Origin of the sequence: Prosthecobacter gellanilyticus (assembly GCF_007992435.1) — a bacterium.
GTDB lineage: Bacteria > Verrucomicrobiota > Verrucomicrobiia > Verrucomicrobiales > Verrucomicrobiaceae > Prosthecobacter > Prosthecobacter gellanilyticus.
In genome coordinates this window covers 1-24126 of record NZ_BKAG01000018.1, presented here as the reverse complement: position 1 = coordinate 24126, position 24126 = coordinate 1, and the positions used below count along the sequence as shown (strand labels likewise).

Annotated in this window: 19 protein-coding genes; 13 read left to right on the top strand and 6 right to left on the bottom strand. The window is 59.8% G+C overall.

Annotated elements, in window-relative coordinates:
- Positions 1–19 precede the first annotated feature (19 nt).
- The 7 genes from BGE01nite_RS13770 (at position 20) to BGE01nite_RS13740 (ending at position 5763) form a co-directional block, all read left to right on the top strand.
- Positions 20–490 (top strand): DUF4262 domain-containing protein, encoded by a 471-nt coding sequence (locus BGE01nite_RS13770; protein ID WP_146851057.1) that lies wholly within the window; start codon positions 20–22, stop codon positions 488–490.
- Between the two features lie 6 nt (positions 491–496).
- The gene (locus BGE01nite_RS13765; protein WP_146851056.1) at positions 497–1492 is read left to right on the top strand and encodes a zinc-binding alcohol dehydrogenase family protein; all 996 of its coding nucleotides are present in this window, start codon (positions 497–499) and stop codon (positions 1490–1492) included.
- A 50-nt stretch (positions 1493–1542) separates the two neighbouring features.
- Complete coding sequence (locus BGE01nite_RS13760; RefSeq protein WP_146851055.1) at positions 1543–2049, top strand: hypothetical protein; 507 nt, start codon at positions 1543–1545, stop codon at positions 2047–2049.
- Between the two features lie 42 nt (positions 2050–2091).
- Positions 2092–2853 carry a segregation and condensation protein A gene (locus BGE01nite_RS13755; protein WP_146851054.1) on the top strand — a complete coding sequence of 254 codons (762 nt, stop codon included), beginning with the start codon at positions 2092–2094 and terminating at the stop codon, positions 2851–2853.
- 170 nt (positions 2854–3023) lie between these two features.
- The gene (locus BGE01nite_RS13750) at positions 3024–3590 is read left to right on the top strand and encodes a DUF1990 domain-containing protein (RefSeq protein WP_146851053.1); all 567 of its coding nucleotides are present in this window, start codon (positions 3024–3026) and stop codon (positions 3588–3590) included.
- Positions 3591–3598: 8 nt separating this feature from the next.
- Positions 3599–4585 (top strand): YndJ family transporter, encoded by a 987-nt coding sequence (locus BGE01nite_RS13745; RefSeq protein ID WP_170266780.1) that lies wholly within the window; start codon positions 3599–3601, stop codon positions 4583–4585.
- Positions 4567–5763 carry a DUF3592 domain-containing protein gene (locus BGE01nite_RS13740; protein ID WP_146851051.1) on the top strand — a complete coding sequence of 399 codons (1197 nt, stop codon included), beginning with the start codon at positions 4567–4569 and terminating at the stop codon, positions 5761–5763. Before BGE01nite_RS13745 ends, BGE01nite_RS13740 begins: the two co-directional genes overlap by 19 nt.
- A gap of 1 nt (position 5764) precedes the next feature.
- Here the strand turns inward: BGE01nite_RS13740 and BGE01nite_RS13735 are convergent, their stop codons facing one another.
- Both BGE01nite_RS13735 and tkt read right to left on the bottom strand, forming a co-directional pair.
- On the bottom strand, positions 5765–6169 hold the full coding sequence (locus tag BGE01nite_RS13735) for a hypothetical protein (RefSeq protein WP_146851050.1): 405 nt from the start codon (positions 6167–6169) through the stop codon (positions 5765–5767).
- A 112-nt stretch (positions 6170–6281) separates the two neighbouring features.
- Positions 6282–8258 (bottom strand): transketolase, encoded by a 1977-nt coding sequence (gene tkt / locus BGE01nite_RS13730; protein WP_146851049.1) that lies wholly within the window; start codon positions 8256–8258, stop codon positions 6282–6284.
- Between the two features lie 143 nt (positions 8259–8401).
- On the opposite strand from tkt, the gene BGE01nite_RS13725 reads away from it, so the two are divergent.
- The 4 genes from BGE01nite_RS13725 to tilS all read left to right on the top strand — a co-directional run bounded on the left by BGE01nite_RS13725 (position 8402) and on the right by tilS (position 15092).
- The gene (locus tag BGE01nite_RS13725; protein ID WP_146851048.1) at positions 8402–9778 is read left to right on the top strand and encodes a hypothetical protein; all 1377 of its coding nucleotides are present in this window, start codon (positions 8402–8404) and stop codon (positions 9776–9778) included.
- 120 nt (positions 9779–9898) lie between these two features.
- Entirely contained in the window at positions 9899–12466 is a 2568-nt protein-coding gene (locus BGE01nite_RS13720) for a DUF1549 domain-containing protein (RefSeq protein WP_146851047.1), read from the top strand.
- 59 nt (positions 12467–12525) lie between these two features.
- Entirely contained in the window at positions 12526–13839 is a 1314-nt protein-coding gene (locus tag BGE01nite_RS13715) for a DUF1501 domain-containing protein (RefSeq protein ID WP_146851046.1), read from the top strand.
- Between the two features lie 299 nt (positions 13840–14138).
- Positions 14139–15092: a tRNA lysidine(34) synthetase TilS gene (gene tilS, locus BGE01nite_RS13710; protein ID WP_170266779.1), complete on the top strand. Its 954-nt coding sequence runs from the start codon at positions 14139–14141 to the stop codon at positions 15090–15092.
- Positions 15093–15123: 31 nt separating this feature from the next.
- Here tilS and BGE01nite_RS13705 read toward each other — a convergent pair whose 3' ends face one another.
- The 3 genes from BGE01nite_RS13705 to polA all read right to left on the bottom strand — a co-directional run bounded on the left by BGE01nite_RS13705 (position 15124) and on the right by polA (position 19204).
- A complete protein-coding gene (locus tag BGE01nite_RS13705; RefSeq protein ID WP_146851044.1) occupies positions 15124–15666 on the bottom strand; it encodes a hypothetical protein in 543 nt (180 codons plus the stop codon).
- Positions 15667–16008: 342 nt separating this feature from the next.
- On the bottom strand, positions 16009–16359 hold the full coding sequence (locus tag BGE01nite_RS13700) for a hypothetical protein (RefSeq protein WP_146851043.1): 351 nt from the start codon (positions 16357–16359) through the stop codon (positions 16009–16011).
- Between the two features lies 1 nt (position 16360).
- Positions 16361–19204 (bottom strand): DNA polymerase I, encoded by a 2844-nt coding sequence (polA, locus tag BGE01nite_RS13695; RefSeq protein ID WP_146851042.1) that lies wholly within the window; start codon positions 19202–19204, stop codon positions 16361–16363.
- A gap of 601 nt (positions 19205–19805) precedes the next feature.
- Between polA and BGE01nite_RS13690 the strand changes: the two genes are divergently transcribed.
- Positions 19806–21713, top strand: coding sequence for a VIT domain-containing protein (locus BGE01nite_RS13690; protein WP_170266778.1), 1908 nt, complete (start codon positions 19806–19808; stop codon positions 21711–21713).
- Between the two features lie 7 nt (positions 21714–21720).
- Here the strand turns inward: BGE01nite_RS13690 and BGE01nite_RS13685 are convergent, their stop codons facing one another.
- Entirely contained in the window at positions 21721–22563 is an 843-nt protein-coding gene (locus BGE01nite_RS13685) for a carbon-nitrogen hydrolase family protein (RefSeq protein WP_146851041.1), read from the bottom strand.
- Between the two features lie 102 nt (positions 22564–22665).
- On the opposite strand from BGE01nite_RS13685, the gene BGE01nite_RS13680 reads away from it, so the two are divergent.
- On the top strand, positions 22666–23517 hold the full coding sequence (locus BGE01nite_RS13680; RefSeq protein ID WP_146851040.1) for an MBL fold metallo-hydrolase: 852 nt from the start codon (positions 22666–22668) through the stop codon (positions 23515–23517).
- Positions 23518–24126 lie beyond the last annotated feature (609 nt).

The following is a 24126-nucleotide window of genomic DNA, read 5'->3' as shown; positions in this document are numbered from 1 at the left end:
AGACGAAAGGGAACAACGAATGAGCCCGGAATTCAAAAAAACGTTCTTCGATGAACAAGAGAAGCAGATTGCCCAGCATGGCTTCTCCACGGTGTCCGTGAAGGGCAAGACTTGTTCGTATTCCTATACCGTTGGCTTGTTCAAGTCATACGGTCACCCGGAGATGCTTGTGTTCGGCCTGCCTCCGTCCACAGCCCACGGAGTGTTGTCTGACATGGCGCACCAAGCCCGGGAAGGCGCGCCGTTCGACATGTCTAAGCCCACCGATAGACTCTTTGCAGACTGCGACGCTTTTTTCGTCAGGGTCCCTGAAGAAGAGTTCCAGGATTATGTTCTCTCGGCCATACGGTTCAACGACGGCGAAGAGTTCCCGGTTTTCCAGGTCGTGTGGCCGTCGGGGAAAGACGGTTGTTATCCCTGGGATGCAGATGTTGATCCAGAGTTTGTTGCTTTACAGCCCATTCTTGGCATTCCCAATCAACAAGTTTAACAAGTTATGAAAGCCCTCTGCCTCACTGCCACGGAACGATTTGAGTTCATCGAGCTGCCTGAAGCTGCTGCGCCTGCGGTGGGAGAGGCGTTGGTGGCGATTCATGCGATCGGCATCTGTGGCACGGACATCAGCGGGTATCTGGGGAAGATGCCGTTCATTGAGTGCCCGCGCATTCTTGGGCATGAGCTGGGGGTGGAGGTGCTGGCGGTGGGAGAAGGTGTGACGAACGTGAAGCCAGGGGATCGCTGCTCGGTGGAGCCGTATCTGAACTGCGGCAGCTGCCATTCCTGCCGTCAGGGAAAAACCAACTGTTGCGAAAGCCTGCAGGTGCTCGGTGTGCATTGTGATGGGGCGATGCGTGAGCGCATGATCCTGCCGGCGCACAAGCTGCATGCGGGCAATGCGCTGAGCTTTGAGCAGCTCGCGCTGGTGGAGACACTGGCGATTGGCTGTCATGCGGTGAATCGCGCAGCCATCCAGCCGGGTGATGATGTGCTGATCATCGGTGCCGGGCCGATTGGTCTCACGGTGCTGGAGTTTGCACGTCTCACGGGGGCTGCGATCACGGTGCTGGAGTTGAATGAAACGCGTCGTGCCTTTGTGCAGCAGCACTATGCGGGAGTGAAGGTGGTGGAGTCACTGCCGGATGAGCCTTGTGCGCAGGTGGTGTTTGATGCGACCGGTCATCCCGGCTCCATGGCGGGTACGCTGCGGCTGGCCCGCTTCACCGGACGCATCATTTACGTGGGCATCACGAAGGAGCCGGTGCCGCTGGATGACCCGCTGTTTCACCGGCGTGAGCTGACCTTGCTGGCCAGCCGGAATGCGGTGGCCTCGGACTTCCCGCGCATTTTGGGGCTGATCGAGGGGGGTCAGATCGATACACGGCCGTGGATCACGCATCGCTGTGCTCTGGCGGACCTGCCGGAGAGCATGCCGGGATGGGTGAAACCGGGTAGCGGTGTGGTGAAGGCGGTGGTTTCTCTTGAGCAAGATTGACTTCGTTTAGGGGAATCCCTAGCGTCTCGGTGAAATTCCAAAGGAATATTATGAGCTCCCGACTTCTTCTCCCGCTTGTCTGCATTTTTGGCCTCTTTGCCGAGGTATCGGCCCAGGAAAAACCGGGCTCGGCGCCCGGTAAGGCTCCCGAGACCAAGCCCGTGAAGGTCAAGCCCTCGAAGGTCAGTTCCGCCAAAGGGAGGGAGCGCGAGAAGCTTTTCACGGAATGGATGCCCATCAGCGCGCTGAGGACGCTGAATGACAAGAAGCGGGAAGCTGGCGAACAGATGATCTACTTCGAGTACCACGAAGGGAAGGAGCAGTACCGGGCCATCCATTCGAAGGCGATCCGCTTCAACGGCTGGTATTGGGACGTGATCTACAGCGAGAAGTCGATGGAGGAGGAAGTGGCCAGCTACAAGACTCGCGGCTTTGCGCCGGCCTTTGTGGTCCTGGAGCGAAATTTCTACCAGGCGCTCTTTGTGAAGCCTGAGCAGCTCTCCGAGACCCAGAAGCTGCTGAAGGACCTGGGCATCGAGCCGCCGACGGTGAAGTGATTTTCCTCTCGCTTCCCACCCATTCCCGTTCTAGCTGGCCGCGTGGAAGACAAGGATTACAAGGTTAAGCTGGAGATTTTCGAGGGCCCCCTCGATCTGCTTTTGTATCTCATCAAAAAGGATGAGATCGACATCTATGACGTGTCCATCGGGCGCATCACGAAGCAGTATCTGGAATACATCAACACCTTCAAAATGCTGAATGTGGAGCTGGCCAGCGAGTTCATCGTGATGGCGGCGAACCTCATGTATCTGAAGAGCCGCGAACTGCTGCCGCAGAGCCAGCAGCCGCCTGAGGAAGATGTGGATGAGGAAGATCCGCGCTGGGAGCTGATCCGCCAGCTGGTGGAGTACAAGAAGTTCAAGGACGCCGCGCAGTTCCTGGGCGTGCAGGAGGTGAAGGGGGATGAGTTCTTCGCCACCAGCCCTGAGCCTATCGACCTCGAGGCTCCCATCATGACCGTGGCCGGTGTGGGCATTTTTGACCTGATCCGCGCCTTCCAGAAGGTGCTGAAGCGCTTTGAGAACACCACGGACATCCGTGAGATCGTGGGTGACCGCTTCACGGTGGCGGACAAGATCGAGCATCTGCTGGAAATCGTCCCCATCGGCGGACGTGTGCGCTTTGAGACACTCTTCAGCGATGCGGCGAGCCGCGTGGAGGTCATCGTGACTTTCCTGGCCGTGCTGGAGCTCATGAAGCTGAACCACCTGCAGGTGGAGCAGGAGCAGATTCTGGGAGAGTTCGTGGTCATCCGCCCGACGATCAACGAGGCCGCGAGGCCGCTGGACTTCGGGGGCTAAAAACTGCTCTCACAACTCCGTGATCACCTTGCCGCCTTTCGTGCGGCAGGGGATGCGCAGGAGCTGTTTTTCAAGGTGTGCCGCAGCTTCTGAAAGGCTTGAAAGCTGAAGTGATGAAAGCGGCGAGATTCTGTTTTCAACTCCGCCGAATCGCGTGCAGAGACTGTGTCATGCTTTCCCGGCATCGACCTTCGGACACGGCTCTTCGTGAGCTGCTCCGTTCATGGCAGGATGAGCCGCTGAGCTACACGCATGAGGGAGGTGTGGATTCACCTCCGGAGGAAGGCTTCATCCTGGATGAGCATCGCATTTGTCTCGGTCAGGGCGGGAGCACCTATGAGCATGCTTGCTGCGCCCTGGACAGCTGGAGAATGTTTCCCCTGTGGGCAGAGGTCAGACGTGAGCGGGATCGAAGCCAGCAGCCCGGAGACATCGTGGCCATGATCGTGCGCATCCTGGGCGTGTGGTGGGTCAATCCCTGCCGTGTACTGCGCCGGGTGGACACCGCTGGCAGGCATGGCTTCGTCTACGGCACTCTGCCGGAGCACAGTGAGTGCGGTGAGGAGATGTTCGCCGTGGAGATGGATGAAGCAGGCCGTGTTTGGTATGTCATCCGGGCCTTCTCGCGGCCAAGGCACTGGCTGGCACGGCTCGGGTTTCCGCTCGCGCGCTGGTGGCAGTGCCGGTTCGTGCGTGACTCGCAGCAGCGGATGAGGGAGGCTTGTGGATCATGCTGATGCAGGCCATGCGCACAGACTCCTCGGAGGAGTTTTCGCCCACCTTACGATCCTTGGGACATCTGGGGCTGTGGCTCGGCTACCTTATGCTGGCGCTGTCCATGCATCCTGCCCACGCCTGGGTGTCTGCCTTGCTGCTCTTTTCGGCGGTGGTTTTAATGCCTCTCGGTGAGCCCATGCTCATGGCCGCAGGCATTTTGCCAAAGCGTGATCCCGTGCGCTTCTTCTACTATCTCTTTTTGGTGAACGGCCTGGTGGGTGCTGGCAGCGCGGCGGGAGCGCTGTTTGCTTCATGCTGGCTGATGGTGCGTGCTGACCGTGCCGTAAGAGCCCTGTGGCAGTGGCGGAAGTCACCCTCCACGCATCCGGCGGACCTCTGTCTCCTGGCCGCTGCGGTGTTTCCGGCCATCGGTGCCATGTGGCTGGTGGCCTTTTGTGCGGGCTGGATGCTGTTTGGGTTTGATGGCTTGATCGTGCTGCTCACGGCGGCGCATTTTCATCATGCCGGGTTCACGCTGCCGCTCATTGCGGGACTGCTTGGTCGGGCGCGGCCCGGGCGCTGGACCTCATGGTCATGCGTGGCGGTGCTGGCAGGTGTGCCGCTGGTGGCCACGGGCATCACACTGACTCACTTCGGCCGGTTGGCCTGGGTGGAGCCGCTGGGTGTGCTGGTACTTGTGGCAGGAGCTCTGGGTGTGGCGTTGTCGCAAATGAAGTTAGGTGTGGAGGCTCGGCGGCCGGTGTGGCGGCGAGCGGCTTTCGTGGTTTCGGGGCTGGCCTTGCTCATTGCCATGCTGCTCGCGCTGGGTTTTGGTGTGCGCTACTTCATTCCCTCTCTCGCTCTCACGATGCCGCAGATGTGGGCTGTGCACGGGAGTTTGAATGCCTTTGGCTTTGGGCTTCTGGGACTACTGGCCTGGACGAGTGACAATCGTGAGGGTTCAAGAATGGAGGCAGCTTCAACATCCACTAAATCATGCCCGACGAATCCATGATCGATGCGCAGCAGACACCGCCGGATCATCAGGCGAGCCTGCCCAGATCATTGCTGGCCATGGTTGGAGGGGTTGTGGCCGTGTGTGTGGGATTGTCCATCGCCTGGGCCTACTGGATACCAGGGCTGGTCGGGTGGTGGCAGACACGGAACTGGCAGGAAGTGCCGTGCAAGGTTGTCTACTCGCATCTCAAGGAGACGACCACGTCAAAAGGGAATCGGCGCGTGATGACTGAGGCGCTCTACACTTATGAAGCCGGAGGTCAGCAGCGGAAGGGACGGCGGGTCAGTTTGATCTCTGAATGGGGTGGAGCCTATGAATCGGCCATCCATGCCCGGCTGCGACCTTATGAAATCAGCCAGGAGCCTTTTCGCTGCCTGGTGAATCCAGCCGACCCGGAAGACGCAATCCTGTTCAGGGATCTGCGCTGGGGACTTTTGACAAGCATGTCGATCCCCCTTGTCCTGCTCACTTGGTTCGGTGCCCACGTGTGTTGGGTGAGCATGAAGGGTCTTTCGAGGAGCCGGTGTCTCAGAGGGCTCCGCCAGTGCCATCCCGGACAACCCTGGAAATGGCAGCCTGAATGGACGGGGGCTGAGATCACCGCCAGCCCGGATGGTTTCTGGCCTTGGGTGATGACATGTATTTGGTTAGGTGTCGTCACTGCTCCATTGGTGGTCACGGTGCTGTACAGCGGTGTTTTGTCCGCAGAGCCGGAAGCCCTGGTCGTCATTCTGCCCTTGGCGGCAGTCGCCTGGCCCCTGGTCATGGCTCGGCACCGCTGGAGGGCGCGACAAGTCATGGGAAAGGTGTCCCTCGTTCCCGAAACATGGCCCGCCAAGCCCAAAGGCCGGTTTCAAGGGTTACTGAAGTTCACCAAGCCGCTTCCTCCAGGCACCAAGCTCAAGCTGAGAGCGCGCTGCCAGCATGAGATTCCGCAGCAGCGCAGCACCGCCCCGTGGGTGAAAGTGCTGTGGGATCAATCCTGGGAGGTGATGCCTGACGCGGATGGAAAAGCCCATGTGAATGCCCTGCTGCCTGCTCAGCCGCGAAGTCCGTATGAAAGCAGTGCTTCAACGAAGCCTGTGTATCGCTGGTTTCTCGAGGTGCGCACGGACGATGAAATGACTGCCGTCTCGCTGCCTCTGCCGGTCTTCAGGCAAGGCGCTCAGGCGTGAATCAACAACAGCGCAACGGGATGGAGAAGGGCAGCAGCACGGAAAACCAGAAGCCGAGGCGGTAGTAGCGCTGGCGATGCTGCTCCAGGTCTTTACTGTCCACTCCACGCTCTGAAAGCGGGCCAAGAAAGTAGCAGACATTTGCCACGACCATCATGAACAGATAACCGATGCCTTGGAAGATCGTGGTGAACACAGTGATCTCAAACTCCACATCGTCGGCGAGAAAGACTGAGCCCACGATGGAATAGCCAACAAAGGCGAGAAGACCGGCGATGACGAGACCCTTGTTGTAGCGCCAGCGGCGTGCTTCCCACCACGCACGGGCTGATGCGGTGGTGTCATCCGAGGCTTGTTTCCCGATCTCCCTGGCGGCTTGGAGAAGCACATGGATCAAGGATTTCATGAGGCACCGGAATGGATGATGCCTAAACAATAAAACCTCCCACTGCAAGGCAATGGGAGGTTTTGAAGTCTCGGGGAAAACGAATTGGAAAATTCGTTTTACGATGGATGCATCAAGCCAGGGCCTTCGCGACGGCTTCGGCGGTGATCCCGAGCTGTTTGAAGACGGTGTTACCAGGGGCGCTGAGGCCGAAGCGGTCGATGCCGATGATCTGGCCCTGGGTGCCGACGTATTTCCACCAGAGGCCGGAGACGCCGGCTTCGATGGCGATGCGTTTGGTGCAGGCGGCGGGGAGCACGCTTTCACGATACTCGGCGCTCTGGCGGTCGAAGATCTCGAAGCAAGGAAGGCTGACGACGCGGACGCCGGGCTTGCCCTTGGCACCTTCGACGGCCCACTGAACTTCGGAACCAGTGGCGATGACGATGGCTTCCAGCGGAGCGGTTTCCTTCACGAGGACATAACCACCTTTGAGGGTGCCTTCGCGGCGGGCAGCAGCGCTGGCGCTGCCCTGGTGGGGCAGATCCTGACGGCTGAGGGCGAGAAGGGTAGGACCATCTGGACGGCTGATGGCAGCGGCAAACGCGGCAGCGGCTTCTTCAGCATCGCCAGGGCGGATGACATCGAGGTTCGGGATGACGCGCAGACCGCTGACGGTTTCCACGGGCTGATGAGTCGGGCCGTCTTCACCGACGCCGACGGAGTCGTGCGTGAAGATGTAAACCACGGGCAGCTTGGAGAGAGCGGCGAGACGGATGCTCGGGCGGCAGTAGTCGGCGAACACCAGGAAGGTGGCGCCGCTGGCGAGGAAGAGGCCGTCATAAGCGATGCCATTGCAGATGGCGCCCATGGCGTGCTCGCGAATGCCGAACCAAATGTTACGACCGGTCGGGTTCGTGGCGCTGAAGTCACCACCGCCGGTGATGTAGTTCTTCGTGGAGCCGAAAAGGTCAGCGCTGCCGGTGATGAGGTTTGGCACCACGGCGGCGATCTTGTTCAGGATCTCGCCACCGCTGTTACGCGTGGCGGCCTTGCCTTCAGCCGGGTATTCAGGGATGGCCTTGAGCAGGTCTTCTGCATTCAGCTTGCCTTCGCGGGCAGCCTTGAGTTCAGCGGCCTTGTCCGCATTGGCAGCGGCCCAGGCGGTGAAGGTCTTGTTCCACTCGGCATGAGCGGCCACGCGCTTGGCCTTGAGGTCGGCGAAGTAAGCGGTGACTTCAGGGCTGACGTAGAAGTGCGTGCCTTCGGGGATGCCAAGGCCTTTTTTCGCCGCGTCGACGAACTTGGCGCCGCCTTCACCATGGCCCTTGGCCGTGCCGGCAACTTCTGGAATGCCTTTGGCGATGGTGGTCTTGGCGATGATGATCTTTGGCTTGCCGTTGTTGTCGGACTTGGCCTTCTCGATCGCGGCCTTGATGGCGTCGAGATCATGACCGTCGATGGTCACAGCGTCCCAGCCGAGGGCGGTGTAGAGAGCCTGCGTGTCTTCGCTCTGCGTGACCTTGGCCATGGCATCCAGCGTGACATCATTGGAGTCGAAGAGGACGATGAGGTTGTCGAGATGGTTGTGCGCGGCGAAGGCCACGGCTTCACGGGCGACACCTTCCTGAAGGCAGCCGTCACCAGCGAGGGCGAAGATGTGGTTGTCGAGGATCTTGTGATCGGCGGTGTTGTACTTCGCCGCAGCCATCTTGCCGCTGAGGGCGAAGCCGACGGCATTGCCGATGCCCTGGCCGAGGGGGCCGGTGGTGCACTCGACGCCGACGGTTTCAAAGGACTCCGGATGGCCTGGGGTGTGGCTGCCGAGCACGCGGAACTTGGTCAGCTCGTCCAGGGAGAGGTCATAGCCGCTGAGGTGCAGCCAGCTGTAGATGAACATGGAGCCGTGACCGGCGGAAAGGATGAAGCGATCGCGGTTCAGCCATTTGGGTTCGGCAGGGTTGCACTGGAGGGTCTCGCCAAAAAGCACGGCGCCGATGTCTGCGGCACCGAGGGGCAGGCCGAGGTGGCCGGAGGAGCATTTATGGACGGCGTCCATGGCGAGGCCACGGGCTTCATTGGCAGCTTGAGCGAGGAGGGCTTTGTTCATGAGAGAGGAGTAGTCTGGGTAGACGGGTCAAGGGGGCAAAGAAGCGCCGGAGGCGGCCGGGCGCAGGGGGGCGTGTTCTTTAGCGGTCCGGAGGGGCCTTTCAAGGTCGAAAAATGGGGCGCTTCGGACGTTTAGGATAGCCTATGCGCCACCATCCCAGCCGTCGCCGTTTCTTGGAAGCCTCTGCCCTGGCCCTGGGGGCGCCCTTGTTTGGCCAGGTTCCAGGGGACCGGCCGGGGCAGGATGCGGGCGTGAAGGTGCTGAATCCACGGGGCCGGGTGCCGGTGAGCATCATCATTGATGACTCCACCTGTCTGGTGAACCTGAACAAGTTTGCCATCCCGCAGTTCGCGGCGGTGAATCCCGGGAGGTATGATCACTACCCGTGGAAGAGCTGGCCGGACGAGATCCCGGACAGTTTTGTGCGGAAGTTTGCCGACTGGGCCGATGAAAACGGGGTGAAGGGCAAATACAGCATTGTGCCATTTCCTGCCTGTGTGGGGCGGCTGGACCGTGAGATCCCCGGGTGGACGCAGAAGGAACTGAAGAACAGCATTGATCTCGTTCGCGAGCGCATGATGCCGAGCTGGGACATCCATCCGGAGATGGTCACGCACACGCGCATCATTGATACGAAGACCGGGCATCCGTATCCGGAGATCAGTCCGCGCTTCATAGAGAACTGGGATTGGTGCAATGGTCGTTCGGCGGATGAGATCGCGGATTATATGAGCTATGCGCTCACCATCTTGAAGAACATCGGCCTGCCTTGTGAGGGCATCACCACGCCTGGAGGTTTCGGTGGCAAGGCACGTCCGCAGCTCGCTCAGGCATCTTTTGAGGCCTGTCGAAATGTGTTTCAAACGGAGATCCCGCATTACTTCCGTGACCTGCATGCGAGCGGCACGGAAAGCGTGGCACCCATTGTGCAAAATGCTTCTGGCTTGGATTCGGATGATCCGCGCTGTGTCGTGCATGTGCTCGGCTGCACGGGAGACTGGACGGGTGGCTGGGACTGTGTGACGCCGAAGGGTGCGGATGCCTTCATCGCGGAAGATGGCAAGACTGGCCGCATGGTGGAGGTGATCCAGCGTGGCGAGCCGGCGATCATCGTCTGTCACTGGACAGGCATCTATTGGAACGGGCTCGAGATCGGCTTTGAGATCTTCCGCGAGGTGGTGAAGCGCCTGCATGCGACCTTTGATCATCTTCACTGGATGAAGCTCAGCGAGATCGCGCGCTACTGGGCCGCGAAGGAGCTGACGAAGATCACTTTGAAGAAGGATGAGGAGCTGGTGATGCTGCAAGCACCCTTTGCCTGTGATGAGTTCACGCTGTCACTGCCCTTTGCTGAAGGCGTGCCGCACTGGCAGCCCAAGGCGGAGAGTGAAGCGCAGCCGCTGCAGAAGGTGGATTCAAAGCTTCATCTCAAGCCGGGCACATGGTGCCGCGAGGGGGAAATGACATGCGCATGCGTGAAAATGCCAAAGGGCGCTTCGTCGCTGAGCGTGCGTGCCTGATACTGCGGGCTCCTGATGGACAGATCATGTTTGTTCGGAAGGGCATTAGAGAAGTATTTTATTCGGATTGTGAAAAACATTTTTCAGTCGCGCCGTTGGTTATGCTGAACAACGCACGCCATGCGCCCCCTGACCACCCTCCCCCTCCTCGTCCTGGCTTTCGCCGCGCAAGCCGCGCCGAGCACTCAGGATGCAGCCAAGAAAATCGATGCCATCCTCCAGGCTGACTGGAAGAAGGCCAACGTCCAGGGCAATCCTGCCGTGGATGACAACACCTTTGTCCGCCGCTTGTATCTGGACATCATCGGGCGCATCCCCACCACACGCGAGGCGGAGGACTTTCTGGCCTCCAAGGATGCCGACAAGCGCACGAAGCTGATCGACAAGCTGCTCGACTCCGAAGGCCACACCCAGCACATGTTCAGCTACTGGGCGGACGTGCTGCGCGTGACCTCCAACGGCAACCAGACCGGTGCCATCACGGGAGCAGCTTACTCGAACTTCGTGAAGAAGAGCCTGCGTGATAACAAGCCCTACGACCAGTTTGTGCGCGACATGGTGGCGTCACAGGGCATGGCGTGGGAGAACGGTGCCATCGGCTACTACATGCGTGACCGCGGCATGCCGCTGGACAACATGGCGAACACCGTGCGCGTTTTCCTGGGCACACGCATCGAGTGCGCGCAGTGCCATAACCATCCGTTTGATAAATGGAGCCAGATGCAGTTCTTCAAGATGGCTGCCTTCACCTATGGTGTGCAGACCCAGGATTACTATGGCGGCACCCTCGGTGAAGTGCGTGACCTGCTGAAGGAGAAGGAAGAAGCGGCTGCCAAGGCCATTCCGGAGCCCACACGTCCGCAGCGCCCTAACAAAGTTCAATTCAACAGCAAGGTCAGCAAGGATGAGCGCCAGAAGCTGAGCAAGGAAGACCGCCAGAAGCTCGAGGTGAGCGAGAGTGCGGAACGCCAGAAACTGGAGAAGGAGTTCGCCGCCAAGCTACAGAAGTACAACGAGGACGAGAAAGCTTATCAGGCCGCCTCGAAGGAAGTTCGCAAGAAGCAGGATGAGGCCCGTCAGGCTCTGCGCAAGGAGCACCGGAACTTCCAGGAGCCGATGCGGGACATCAGCGACACCATGCGCTACACCAGCGTGGGTGAGCGTGACCGCAAGGTGACCCTGCCGCATGACTATCAATACACGGATGCCAAGCCCAAGTCCGTGGTGACCGCTGGCACCATGATGGGTCATGAGTGCGTGACCCAGCCCGGCGAGACGCCGCTGCAGGCCTATGCCCGCTGGATGACCGCGAAGGAGAATCCACGCTTCACCACGGTGATCGTGAACCGCCTCTGGAAGAAGGCTTTCGGTCTCGCGCTGATCGAGCCGCTGGACGAACTGATGGATGGCACCATCCCGATGGTCCCCGAACTCCAGACAAATCTGGAAGGTCTGATGAAGGAGCTGAACTATGACATGAAGGCCTACCTGCGTGTGCTTTATAACACCAGCGCCTATCAGCGTCAGGTCACGCGTGACGAGATCGCCCCTGGCATTGCTTATCACTTCACCGGTCCGGTGCTTCGCCGCATGAGCGCCGAGCAGATGTGGGACAGCTTTGTGACCCTCATCAATCCGAATCCGGAGATGATCAATGCCGCCGCCCGTGAGCAGATGGAGCAGCGCATTCTCCAGGCGAAGAAAAATGCTGATGGCATCGAGGCACTGACTCCTGAGGAAGCGATGAAGGGGCTCAAGCTGGCCGCTGATGTGTATGGCAAGAACCGCTCACGCACTGAAGACAAGCAGAAGCTCTACATCGAGGCGCGTGCTGCCCAGAAGGAACTCCAGGAGAAGCTGGACATGCTGAAGCCCGGCCCAGAGCGTGACGCGATGGAGAAGCAGGTGGCTGAAGCCCAGAAGAAGGTCCAGGCCTTCCGCTCCGAGGTGAACACGATCCAGGGTGAAGGCCGCCGCGTCACCGCTGCCGAAGTCTTCGTTCCTGGTTACAAGAAGCTGTATGAGAAAGTCACAGGCAAGCCCTACCAGAATGTGGCGATGACCAAGCCCGGCAAGCCTGGCGAGGCCACCGCTGAGATCCCAAGCATGATGGCCGGTGACAGCATGATGATGATGTCCAACGGCATCCGTGCCGAGCGTGTGAAGATCCCTGGTTATGACCGCGCAGAGCCAACCCCAGAAGAGCGCAAGGCTGAGGAAGCGAAGCGCCAGGAAGCCTACAAGGAAGAGGCTGGCTACTACGGCATCCCTGAGAAGCAGCAGCGCGACTACTTCCGCGCCCGTGCCGAGCAGGGCCGCAACTATGTCCGCTCCGCCGAGCTGGAGAGCCCCGCCCAGCGCGGTCATCCGCTTCGTGACTTCGGCCAGAGCGACCGCGAGACCATCGAGAACGCGAACTACGATGCCAGTGTGCCGCAGAGCCTCTTCATGATGAACGGCAACCTCATGCCGAACATCCTCAGCAAATACAGCCAGCTCATGCTCTCCATCAGCAAGGCGCAGTATCCTGATGACCAGATCGCTGCCGCCTACATGGCCATCCTTTCCCGCCAGCCTACCGCGAAGGAAAAGCAGACCTGGCTCAATGCCCAGGACAAAGGCCTCACCGGCACCGAGGACCTCATCTTTGCCCTGCTGAACACCCAGCAGTTCATCTTCATCCAGTAAGCTGAATTCACCAACATTTGTTAAACTAGCGCTCAGGACCCTCCACATACCACCCTCCCATGAAACAAGAACTCGCCTCCAAGCTCCTCCAATCTGGCGAAATCACACGCCGTGACTTTGCCGCCAAAACGGCCTCCTCACTCCTCGGCGTCGGGCTGCTCGGCAGCTCCATGACGAGCCGCTCCTTCGCGGCTTTTGAGCACTCCTCGAAGCTGAAGCAGGTGGCCACGGCGAAGAACGTGATCTACCTCTACATGAGCGGTGGCCAGACGCATCTGGACACCTGGGATCCAAAGCCCGGCACCGTCACTGGCGGCCCTACCAAGGCCATCAAGACCAGCGCTGACGGCGTACGCCTTGCTGAAAACCTGCCGCTCACCGCGAAGCAGATGCACCACGGCACCGTGATCAACTCGCTGACCTCCACGCAGGGCGCGCATGAGCAGGGAAACTACATGATGCACACCAGCTATGAGATGCGCGGCACCATCCGCCATCCGGGCATGGGAGCCTGGCTGAACGTCTTCCAGGGCGGTGGCAACAGCACTCTGCCTAACTATGTGTATGTCGGCAATGACAGCCGCCATCCGGGTTCTGGCTTCTTCCCGGCTGCCCAGGCTCCGCTCTTCGTGAACAATCCCGAAAGCGGCCTGAAGAATGTGAAGATGCAGCCCGGGCTGACCGAGGAAAAGTTCAACTCCCGCCTGAAACTGGCTGACGACCTGGACGCTGATTTCCGCAGCACCTTCAAGCATCGCAATGTGAAGGCCTATGCCGACATGTATGATGACGCCATCGCCATGATGAGGTCGGAAGACTTGAAGGCCTTCGATCTCAGCGACGAGCCTGCCGACCTCCGCGCCTCCTATGGCAAGGAAGCTTTCGGCCAGGGCTGCTTGCTTGCCCGTCGCCTCGTAGAGCGTGGTGTCCGCTTCGTCGAGGTCTCCCTCGGTGGCTGGGACACGCACAATGCCAACTTTGTGGCTGTGCCTGAGCGCTGCGAAACGCTCGACAAGGGTCTCTCCACTCTGCTGAGTGATCTCCACAACCGCGGCCTCCTGCAGGACACGCTGGTGGTCGTGACCACGGAGTTCGGCCGCACGCCGGACATCAACCAGAACGTCGGTCGTGACCATTACCCGAAAGCCTTCTCCGCCGCCATGTTCGGTGGTGGCGTGAAAGGTGGCTACACCTACGGTGCCACGGATGCCGAAGGCCGCGAGGTCGTGAAGGACAAGATGCAGATCATGGACATGAATGCCACGATCGCCTATGCCCTCGGCCTGCCTCTGGACCAGGTCATCTACAGCCCAAGCAAGCGCCCCTTCACCATTGCTGACCGCGGTCAGCCAGTGACGGGTGTGTTTGCTTGATCGGTGCGTTGGTTTATTTACTTCAGCCGCCCTCGACGAAAGTTGAGGGCGGTTTTGTTTTTTTGGGGGGCGTGACTGTCGCGGAGCGTCGTGGAGGGCGCCGGTCCTCCGGCGCTTTCCAAGGCCTAACGAGATCCTTCGCGCAGCGGGCATGCGAAGGTCTGTCGAGGTCAATTAGTCCTTGGAGCGGTGTGTATCCACTGCTCCGGCGGAAAGCTCCAGAGGACTGGAGCACTCCAGGACGCTTCGCGACTTCGGCGCTGACAGGTGGTGCGGGACTCGCTATAGCTTCCAGGCTCATGTCCAACTCTTCATCCGCGCCCGCACTCGTCGCCGTTTCTGGTGGGCGGGATTCGGTGGTGCTGTTGCATTGGCTCTTGGGGCAGGGGATGAAGAATCTGGTGGTCTGCCATCTCAATCATGGACTGAGAGGTGGTGAGTCAGGGCAGGATGCGGCGTTTGTTCGACGGCTTGCCAAGAGGCATGGACTTCTTTGTGAGGTGCGGAAGGTGGATGTGGCTGCGTATGGGAAGGCTCACCGGCTTTCCATGGAGACGACCGGACGGCTTTTGCGCCACGACTTCCTGAGTGAGATGGCGGTGAAGCATGGCACACAGACCGTCTTTGTGGCTCATCATGCGGATGATCAGGCGGAAACCATTTTGGCGAACATCTGCCGGGGAACCAGTATCAGCGGCCTGTCGGGGATGCAGTATGAAGGGTTTCTTTTTCACCAAGGGCAGCGGCTTCAGCTTCTGAGGCCGTTGATCGACTGGCGCCGATCAGATATCGATGCCTACATTCAGGAGCATGGGCTGAGCTTTCGCGAAGACTCGAGCAACAAGACCCGGGGTCCGCGTCGCAACCGCTTGCGATTGGACGTGCTGCCTTTGCTGAACCAGATCTTCGAAAGAGATGTGTCACCGATCATCGCCCGCTTGGGATCGCTCGCGACATTGGATGACGATGCTCTTCAAAGCCAGGCTGATCGTCTGCTGGAAACTTTCTTGAATACGGATCGTAGCTTGCGGATCACACCAGAATTGAAGCAAGAGCATCCTGCTCTTCTGCTACGGCTTTTGCGGCAGTGGTTGGTGAGCGTTCACCATCTCAAAAACATTGGTTTTGCCGAGGTCGAGCTTGCCTTTGACATGCTTCAGCCAGGAGGCCCCGCCAAGATCAACCTGCCCGGCAATCGTCACCTCCGGCGCAAAGCTGGCCGGCTATGGATCGGTGACGTGCGGGCAGGTTGAGTTTGGACGGATGTTGTGAGGGCCATGATCCTCACGCACCGAGACTCAGATACTCGCGCACCGTATGATTCATGGCACGGCGCACGGGCGGGAAGGCGCTGGCCACATGGGCCAGGGTGTCTTCCATGGCGAACTCCTCGGCGAGCGCATGCTTGCCGGCGGCTTCGAGATGACTGATGACGACCTTCTCATAGAAGTCCACATCCGGGGCACCTCGGCGCTCCGCGCGACGGTGCAGGAAGTCCGGATACAGACAGGTCAGAACAAGGAATTGGTTAGCGCATTGTACGTGGATGAAGAAGCGGTCATGGGCACCGGCATTCTCCAGGGCCTGGATGTAGTCCACGCTGTAAAGGCTGGCCAGGCGGCTCGCAGGGAGCTGCTGGCGCGCGGTGGCTGGAAGGCCGAAGTCAGCGCACACGGCGGCGATGTAGTCCGCCACCTCCAGGTCATCTACGCCGGCACGTTTCAGGGTGTGGCGGACCATGACGAAAAAGTAAAACTCCGGAGAGAGGATGGCTGCCTTTTGCGGCATGACCATGGCCTCGAAGAGTCGTGGATGATCCAGGATCATGCGCACTGCCTCTGGGTCATCCAGGAGGGCTATCAAACCATCTCGATCTCGCTGCGTCAGGGCAAGGGAGTCGCGGATGAAGTTCCAATCGGCGTTTGAAAACCGATACCAGCAACCGGGGCGGGGGAATCGAGCAATCATTGGTTTGGGAGTTGTTTCTCTGATTACCTTAGCATAGGCCATGCCAAAGCTCTCATGACACCTTTGATGCAGGGGGACCTGCGTTTGTTCATTGAACTTTTACGGGATTCTGAGGGCGTGAATCAAGCCTCAAAACAAGCCGCAGCGACTTTGAACCCCCGGTTTATTCAAGTGTCTAAACGCACCCCGCCACGACAAGAATCAAGGCATACCGATGTTCAGGGCATCTGCCAGGCTGGGAACCCTAAGCGGACCTGAGATCGATGATTTGCCAGATGTTTTGTTAGACTTGAGCTTGAGCCCCCACTCGCGCACCTGCTCCGCAGGCACGCCAGCCTCGTGAGTCACACGCAGCCATGAGTCATCCTCACGACGCACGAAGGTGATGCAGGCACCGCTCTGATGGCACTGGATGATCTGGCTTGTGCCGGCGCTCTCTTCCAAGGCAGAGATGGCTGCCTGCGTGAGCACGGCGACGGAGGTGAGATCTCCGGAGAACTCTCCGAAGACCACCTCGGCGGTGCCGTCTGCATGGATGAGGACGGCGTTCATATCAGTGAGCCTCGAGCCAGTTGATGCCGGTGCCTGCCTCGACCTCGGACGGAACATCGCCGAGAGGCAAAGCATCGCGCATCTGTTGAAGAATGATTTGTTCGGCTTGGGCGACTTCGTTCTCGGGAACTTCGAAGAGCAGTTCATCATGCACTTGAAGAAGCATGCGTGTTTTGAGGCCTGCTTTTTGCAGTTCTCGATCCACGTTGATCATCGCGAGCTTGATCATGTCTGCGGCGGTGCCCTGGATGGGAGTGTTCATGGCCATGCGCTCGGCTCCGCCACGAATGGTGGCATTGGCGCTGCCGATGTCACGGATCACACGACGACGGCCGGTGATGGTCTCGACATAGCCGTGGCGCTTCGCGTCCTTCACGATCTGCTCCATGTAGCGATGCACGCCGGGGAACTGTTTGAAGTAGTTGTCGATGATGGTGGCGGCCTCGCCACGCGGGATGCCGAGCCTTTGGGCCAAACCAAAAGCGCTGATGCCGTAGATGATGCCGAAGTTCACCATCTTCGCCGTGCGGCGCATCTCTGGCAGCACGCCATCCACCGGAACGCCATAGACACGAGCGGCGGTGGCCTGGTGAATGTCCAGGCCGTTTTGGAAGGCCTCGATCATCGCGGGATCCTCGCTGATGGCGGCCATGACGCGGAGCTCCACCTGGCTGTAGTCCGCACTGAGCAGCACCCAGCCGGGAGGTCCGGGCACGAAGGCTTTGCGGATCTCCTTGCCGGAGTCCGAGCGGATTGGGATGTTTTGCAGGTTGGGGTTGCTGGAAGCCATGCGGCCCGTGGCGGCCATGAGCTGATGGAAGGTGGTGTGCACTCTTCCGGTGACTTTGGATACTGTGCCGGGCAGGGCATCGACATAGGTGCTCTTGAGCTTCGTCACCTCGCGATACTCCAGGATCTCGGCAATGATGGGATGCAGGCCCATGAGCGACTGCAGGACCTGCTCGTTGGTTTGATACTGGCCGGTGGTGGTCTTCTTTGGCTTCTCGGTCAGACGCAGTTTTTCAAAGAGGATCTCACCGAGCTGCTTCGGGCTGTTCAGATTGAAGGGCATGCCCGCATAGTCCTGGATGCGCTTGTGCAGTTCGTTGGCGCGCTTCTCAAGCTGCAGGCCGAACTCATAGAGAGCCGGCACATCGATCTTCACGCCGACATTCTCCATGCGTGTTAGCACGGGGAGCAGCGGGCATTCGATCTCATAGAAGACACGCTCGGCACCGTGCTGCGGCAGGAGCGGGCGGAGCTTCTCGGCGAGCTGCCAAGTCACGTCCGCATCCTCGGCGGCGTAGTCGGCGATCTTCTGGGGATCGGCCTCGGCCACGTCTGCCATGCTTTGAGTGCTGAAGAGGTCCTTCTCCTTGCCGGTGTTGATCAGGGCGCTGATCGGCACGGGCGTGTAGCTCAAGAATGTTTCGGACAAGTAGTCCATGCCATGTCGCTGATCCGGCTCGATCAAAGAATGAGCGAGCATGGTGTCAAAGAACGGCCCGATGACTTCGAGGCCGTGCGCGAGCATGACGCTGAGGTCGAACTTCAGGTTATGCCCGATCTTCTCAATGCCTTCACGCGTGAAAACCTCGCGGAACTCTTCCAGCACCTTCTGACCCTCGACCTTGCCGCGTGGGAAGAAGACGAAGTAGCCTTCGCCCGCTTTCCAGGAGAGGGCGATGCCGACGATGTCAGTATCACGTGGATCGAGCGAGGTCGTCTCAAGGTCGAAGCAGAAGCTCTTTTGGTCAGCGAGGGCTGCGATGACCTTCTTACGCTCGTCCCAGGTCTGGATGAGATGGTACTGATGCTCTGTGTCCGCGATCGTGCGCAGGTTGTGGGAGCTTTGCTGCGCCACTTCCGAGGACGAAAAGAGATCACCGCCAGATGCCGAGTCACTGGAGCCTTCAGCAGGAGTGGCTTTCTCTTCCTTGGCGAGCATGCGGCCACGACCGGCTTTAAACTCATCGCCAAAGACACGGCGGCCGAGGGCGTTGAACTCAAACTCGGTGAAGAGGGCTTTCAGTTCGGGTGTGGCGTGGCCTTTGAGATCGAGATCATCCAGGGTGGCCTCGACCGGTGCATCGATGATGATGGTGGCGAGCTGTTTGGAGAGCAGGGCCTTGCTGGCGTGCTCCTCCACCTTTTCCTTCTGCTTGCCCTTAAGCTTGGCGACATTGGCAATGAGGTTCTCCACACTGCCATACTGCTGGATGAGGCTGGTGGCGGTCTTTTCACCGAAGCCGGGAATGCCGGGGATGTTGTCCACCGCATCTCCCATGAGGCCGAGGATGTCGATGACCTGCTCGGGGCGCTCGATGCCCCAGCGCGCGCAAACTTCCGCGACGCCGAGGATCTCCACATCACTGCCCTGGCGGCCGGGTTTGTAGATCTTCACAGAGTCGGAAACGAGTTGGCCGAAGTCCTTGTCCGGCGTGACCATGAAGGTCTCGTAACCGCCTTCCTTCTCCGCGCGCTTCGCGAGGATGCCGATGATGTCATCGGCCTCCAGTCCATCCTTCTTGATGAGCGGGATGTTCATGGCGAGGCACAGACGGTGGATCAGCGGGATGGCCGTGGAGATATCCTCTGGCATCTCGTCGCGCTGCGCTTTGTATTCCGGGAAGATGTCATGCCGCGGCGTGGGCGCGGAGGTGTCCAGCACCACGGCGAGGTGCGTGGGCTGTTGATTGCCGATGATGTCCAGCAGCGTGTTCGTGAACCCGTAGAGCGCGGAGGTATTCACCCCGTCACTGGTGCGGATCGGATTCTTGATGAAGGCAAAGTGCGCGCGGTAAAGCAGCGCCATGCCATCGAGGAGGAAAAGGCGTTTGGACATTATGAGCAGTTCTACGGGTTTCTAGCCTGTTCCGGATTCGGCCACAACACCCATGGTGAGCCTATTCGCATGAGGGTTGAGCATCGCCAGGTCTTTGGAGTCTTACTAGGCTCCAGCCATGGCAACTCCCGATTCCCCGCCTCCTGCACAAAAGCGCTCCTTATTCTGGCTCATGGTCGGCGTGCTCTGGCCGCTGGCGACCATTCTCTTTGAGCTCGCCACCCATGCTTGCGGGGGATCCTTTTTTGATCCGCTGCCCACTTGGATCAACGTTCTGGCAGTGCTGAGCGTCCCGGGGATCAGTTGGCGTGCCTGGTGGCGCTCAGGGCTGGCAAACCCGCCACCTGTGAGTACATGGGAGAGATGCGGGCTGGGGGTGGCCTGGGGGGTGGCGACCTTCTACACGGCCAGCCTTTCGGTGTTGAACTTGTATGCCATCATGATGCTGCCCTTCGCCTTGCTGGGTTTTGCGCAGGGCCAGATTTTTGCTTTCTTACCCGCATTAACGTTGGGGCCACTTCTGGGATGGGCCTTTCTGTGGAGAGCGCGGCGGCACCTGCAGACTGAATCAAAAAGCCGTTTGTCATCGGATCTGAGTTTCGTGGTTGCTTTGCTTGTCCTCGCCGTGGTCGAGATTCCTGCATGGGTGACAGTTCAGGCAAACAGGCAAGCCGAGGCGGCTTCCTCCATCGACCGTGCCGTGCTCGCGATGCGGGTGCGCAAGTGGGGTAGTGAACGGACACTGCAGGCCGCAGCGTATGGAAACACGAAGGGAAACTCCGGTCCCTGGGTCTGGATCTTGAATGGTGGTCTTGTCATGAGCACGTGGGACAGTGGTCCTGGCTTGGATTCCTCCTTGGCGAGAGAGTTGTATTACCGCGCTTACGGGCGCCTGTTCACGGACAGTCCGCCCCGCATGCGCAGTATGATACTGGGTGATGGAGAGGGACGTGGGCCCGATTCCACGGACGGATTTGCCTGGGATGGTGATGTGGGCGGCACCACGGTGGGCGGGGCGAAAATGAAAGGCCTCCGGCTTCAGGGATCACGCATTGACTGGCATTTGGATGAGGCGTCGCGTCTTGCTTATGGAGAGTGGACCCTGGAATTTTACAACCGGCACGCCAATGCTCAGGAGGCGCGCTGTCAGATGCTGCTGCCACCGGGTGCGTTCGTTTCACGTCTGACGCTGTGGGTGAACGGCGAGCCGCGTGAGGCAGCCTTTGCCGGGCAGGCCAAGGTGAGAGAGGCTTATCAGAAGGTGGCGGTGCAAGAGCGTCGTGATCCGGTGCTGGTCACCCAGGTGGGGCCGGACCGTGTGCTTACTCAATGCTTTCCCGTGCCTGCGGATGGCAGCATGAAGATCCGCCTGGGCATCACGGCTCCGCTGCCAGAGGGTGTTCTGCATCTGCCGCTTTTGCTGGAGCGGAATTTTATGGTCATGGAGGTGCTACGTCATGCGGTGGATGTACAGTGTACATCGGCTTTTAGTGCGGGCAGCGCGGAGGCAACGGCTGCATCCGGCCAGCCCTATCGGTGGAGGGCAGAACTGAAGGATGCGGACTTGGCGATGCTGAGCTGCCGGTTGGCCAACCCTGCGAAACCCGAAGCTCTCTGGTGTGAAGATCCACTGGCAGGTGACAAGCCGCGCTTTGTCACGGCCACTCCTCGTGATAAGGCAGGCGAGCCCGTGAAGAAGTGGATCGTGGTGATTGATGGTTCAGAATCACTCCGGCCACGCCTGAATGATGTGCGGAGCGCCCTGGAGCATTTGGGGAAGACGGCTTCCGTTCGCACGCTGGTCGCTATCGGCGGAAGCTATGAAGAGCTGGGCAAGGATGACACTCCGGTGGCAAGTGCCTTTCGCGGCGGATCGGACAATTCAGCGGCGCTGACCCATGCTCTTGATCTTGCCCGCACCGAGCCTGGGACGGAGGTGCTCTGGCTTCATGGTTTGCAGCCTTTTGCCTTCGCTGACCTGCAGGCTTTGCAGCAGCTCATCGAGCGATCCCACCCGCCTCTGAGTCTTCATGCGCTGGCGCTTGTGCAGGGACCGAATCGATTCCTCGAGTCGCTCTCCCGCCACGCTTCGGTGGAAAGCCCGGCGCGTTGTCCTGACCTGCCTTCTCTGCTTGCGGCGCTGGACCTATGCTCGGGTCTCCGGCCTAACCTAGGATGGGACTATGCACGTGGCGAAGCGGCACCAGCGGCTGGAAAAAAGGTGTGGGACCATCTGTCTCGCGCGGCTGTTTTTGATGAAGTCATGAAGGGTTATCAAAACGGTGCGGCGGCGGAAGGGCTCGCAGCTCTGGCGGCCCAGCATCATCTCGTCACGCCAGTTTCCGGGGCGGTGGTGCTGGAGACCTTGGAGCAGTATCGCGCAGCAGGGCTGGACCCTGGAGATCCGAATGCGAGTCCCAAAATGCCGCTTGGCATTCCCGAGCCTTCACGAAGCTTGTTGGTGATGATTGGCATCGCATGGCTGATCCTGCGACGCCGCAGAGAGTGACGAATGCTCAGGCGGATGCAGCTTTCATCGCCGCTTCCACGTGCGTGTGGAATTCGCGCCAGCTCCAGGCGGATTTGGGGAGGCCCCAGGCGGTGCTCTTTGGAGGAGCGGGATTGATTTCGACGGTGAGGAAGTCTTCCTCATGGCGGCGGCTTTGGACCAGGATCTCGCCATCGGGGTTCATGACGTAGCTGTCGCCATAGCCGACGCCGTCCTGGCGGGTCATGCCGCTTTTGGTGTTGTCGAGCACGACATTGTTCGCGCGCACGAAGTAGACGTTGTTTTCAATGGCGCGCGCGGTGTGGTCGGCTCGCACCTTGGTGAAGTGGGAGAGGAGATTGGGGCCGGGGATGTAGTTGAAGTGCGGCGCGAAGATGGTGGTGGCGCCTTTCAGAGCGAGGATGCGCGCGGGCTCGATGTAACCACCGTCCGAGCAGATGATGACGCCGAACTTCATGCCTTGGTGTTTCCACACGGGGAACTCGCGGCCCTGCTTGTGAAACTTCTGATAGGCGGAGCACTTGCTGTAGGTGCCGAGCAGGTGGCCGCGATGCGCCACGACGACGGTGTTGTAGAGGTCGGGGCCGCGAAGCTCGTTGTAGCCGACGATGGCCAGGGCCTCGTGACGGCTGGTGGCATCCAGCACCCGCATCATGGAGTCTGAGTCATTGGCAAAGGCACCGGCGCGGGCGGATTCCTCCTTGTCGGGATAGCCGGTGAGGAAGCACTCGGGGAAGGTCACGATGGCCGCTCCTGCCGCGTCGGCCTTGCTGAGGCCTTCTTCGAAGCGCTTCAGGTTGTGGTCGAAGTCTCCGCACCAGGACTCGAACTGGCAGTGGGCGATTTTCATGGGCGGATTTTGCCTCAGAGAGGGCAGGGGACACAAGGGAGAAGCGAGGGTCCGAAAAATCCCCTCTTGCCCGTCGCCGGGGTGGAGTTACATCCAGGGGATATGGTGCGACTCACAGTTCTCGGCAGCGGCAGTTCAGGCAATTGCGCGGTCGTGTCCACAGGTCTCACCACGGTGCTGATCGATGCCGGTCTGAGCGCGAAGCAGATCTGTCTGAGGCTGGAGGCGGCGGGATACTCGCTGAACCAGATCGATGGGGTGCTGCTCACGCATGAGCACCAGGATCACACGGGCGGGCTGGAGGTGCTGAGCGGTAAGCGTGATCTTTGTTTGTATGCGACGCCGCTGACTCAGGAGACGCTGCTTTCCTCGCTGAAGTTCCGCGGCAAACCGGGCTGGAAGGTGATGTCGACCGGTTGTGCCTTTCAGCTTCAGGATCTGCGGGTTGAATGCTTTCCTGTGCCGCATGATGCGGTGGATCCGGTGGGGTTTGTGATCGCGGATGATGAGTCGCGCCTCGGTGTGCTGAGTGATGTGGGGCACGTGACGAATCTGATCAAAGATCGCCTGCGGACGAGCGACAGTCTCTTCATCGAGGCGAACTATGACACGCAGCTTCTGGATGCGGACACGAAGCGTCCGTGGGCGACGAAGCAGCGCATCAGCTCACGGCATGGACATCTTTCCAATGATCAGGCGGCGGAGCTTTTGGAGGAGATTGCGCATCCGGATCTGCATCATGTGGTGCTCGGGCATTTGAGTGATGACTGCAATGATCCTGACCGTGTGGTGAAGCGCATGCAGGAGTCGCTGCATCGCGTGGGGGTGCGTGAAACGAAGGTGCTGTGTGCCGAGAGGCATTGCGGCACGATGACCGTGGAGGTGGCGCGCCGGAAGGTGAAGCTGGCGGCGGATGTGCTGGTGGGGCGGAGCGAGCAGATGGTATTGTTTTGAGGGGGGAGTGAGGTAGTTCTCGGTTCGCGGTTCACCGTTCTCGGTTGTGAAGAATGTGGACGCTGGGTTCACTTCGAGGGAAGCTGGTTGGGTTGAGGGTGGAGGTTGAAAGTGCTTTTTCTTCGATGGGGTTTGGGGTGTGCGGCAGGGTTTAAAGTTTAGGCTACGAAATACCCGGAACGGGGGGACGGGAGCCAATAGGTCTTATGGGACGGATGTGGCTCATGGGGAGTGATGCGAGATTCGGGGGCGTGCAGGGGCGAGGGTAGGTTGGAAAGACTCGGGCCTTGGGGGGGCGGGGATTTTTTTAACCGCAGATGACGCAGATATGCGCAGATGGGACGGGGACGGGAGGTGGCGCGCAGTGGGAGAGGACTGAAAATTGTAGACTGAAAACTGAAAATTAATTAGGCATGGGCGGGGCGGGGAGGGCTTCGGGGGAGATGGAGAAAGGGGCGAGGGTGGGGTTGGGAAAGCTTGGACCTTGGGGGTGGTGGCGCAGTGTGGTGAGTTTGAGCTTGGGACGAGCACATTCATCCTTCGCATTCTGCTACGGAGAACGGGGCTCGTCCCTGCCGGTGGTTTGGGGGGGCGCTGCCGCGCCTGTGA

Excerpts from the sequence above, each read along its gene's own strand:
- BGE01nite_RS13770 (WP_146851057.1), top strand. The coding sequence starts at position 20 with ATGAGCCCGGAATTCAAAAAAACGTTCTTCGATGAACAAGAGAAGCAG.
- BGE01nite_RS13680 (WP_146851040.1), top strand. The coding sequence starts at position 22,666 with ATGGTGCGACTCACAGTTCTCGGCAGCGGCAGTTCAGGCAATTGCGCG.
- BGE01nite_RS13760 (WP_146851055.1), top strand. The coding sequence starts at position 1,543 with ATGAGCTCCCGACTTCTTCTCCCGCTTGTCTGCATTTTTGGCCTCTTT.
- tilS (WP_170266779.1), top strand. The coding sequence starts at position 14,139 with ATGTCCAACTCTTCATCCGCGCCCGCACTCGTCGCCGTTTCTGGTGGG.
- tkt (WP_146851049.1), bottom strand. The coding sequence starts at position 8,258 with ATGAACAAAGCCCTCCTCGCTCAAGCTGCCAATGAAGCCCGTGGCCTC.
- BGE01nite_RS13750 (WP_146851053.1), top strand. The coding sequence starts at position 3,024 with ATGCTTTCCCGGCATCGACCTTCGGACACGGCTCTTCGTGAGCTGCTC.
- BGE01nite_RS13725 (WP_146851048.1), top strand. The coding sequence starts at position 8,402 with ATGCGCCACCATCCCAGCCGTCGCCGTTTCTTGGAAGCCTCTGCCCTG.
- polA (WP_146851042.1), bottom strand. The coding sequence starts at position 19,204 with ATGTCCAAACGCCTTTTCCTCCTCGATGGCATGGCGCTGCTTTACCGC.
- BGE01nite_RS13715 (WP_146851046.1), top strand. The coding sequence starts at position 12,526 with ATGAAACAAGAACTCGCCTCCAAGCTCCTCCAATCTGGCGAAATCACA.
- BGE01nite_RS13740 (WP_146851051.1), top strand. The coding sequence starts at position 4,567 with ATGCCCGACGAATCCATGATCGATGCGCAGCAGACACCGCCGGATCAT.
- BGE01nite_RS13685 (WP_146851041.1), bottom strand. The coding sequence starts at position 22,563 with ATGAAAATCGCCCACTGCCAGTTCGAGTCCTGGTGCGGAGACTTCGAC.
- BGE01nite_RS13765 (WP_146851056.1), top strand. The coding sequence starts at position 497 with ATGAAAGCCCTCTGCCTCACTGCCACGGAACGATTTGAGTTCATCGAG.
- BGE01nite_RS13700 (WP_146851043.1), bottom strand. The coding sequence starts at position 16,359 with ATGAACGCCGTCCTCATCCATGCAGACGGCACCGCCGAGGTGGTCTTC.
- BGE01nite_RS13735 (WP_146851050.1), bottom strand. The coding sequence starts at position 6,169 with ATGAAATCCTTGATCCATGTGCTTCTCCAAGCCGCCAGGGAGATCGGG.
- BGE01nite_RS13745 (WP_170266780.1), top strand. The coding sequence starts at position 3,599 with ATGCGCACAGACTCCTCGGAGGAGTTTTCGCCCACCTTACGATCCTTG.
- BGE01nite_RS13720 (WP_146851047.1), top strand. The coding sequence starts at position 9,899 with ATGCGCCCCCTGACCACCCTCCCCCTCCTCGTCCTGGCTTTCGCCGCG.
- BGE01nite_RS13705 (WP_146851044.1), bottom strand. The coding sequence starts at position 15,666 with ATGATCCTGGATCATCCACGACTCTTCGAGGCCATGGTCATGCCGCAA.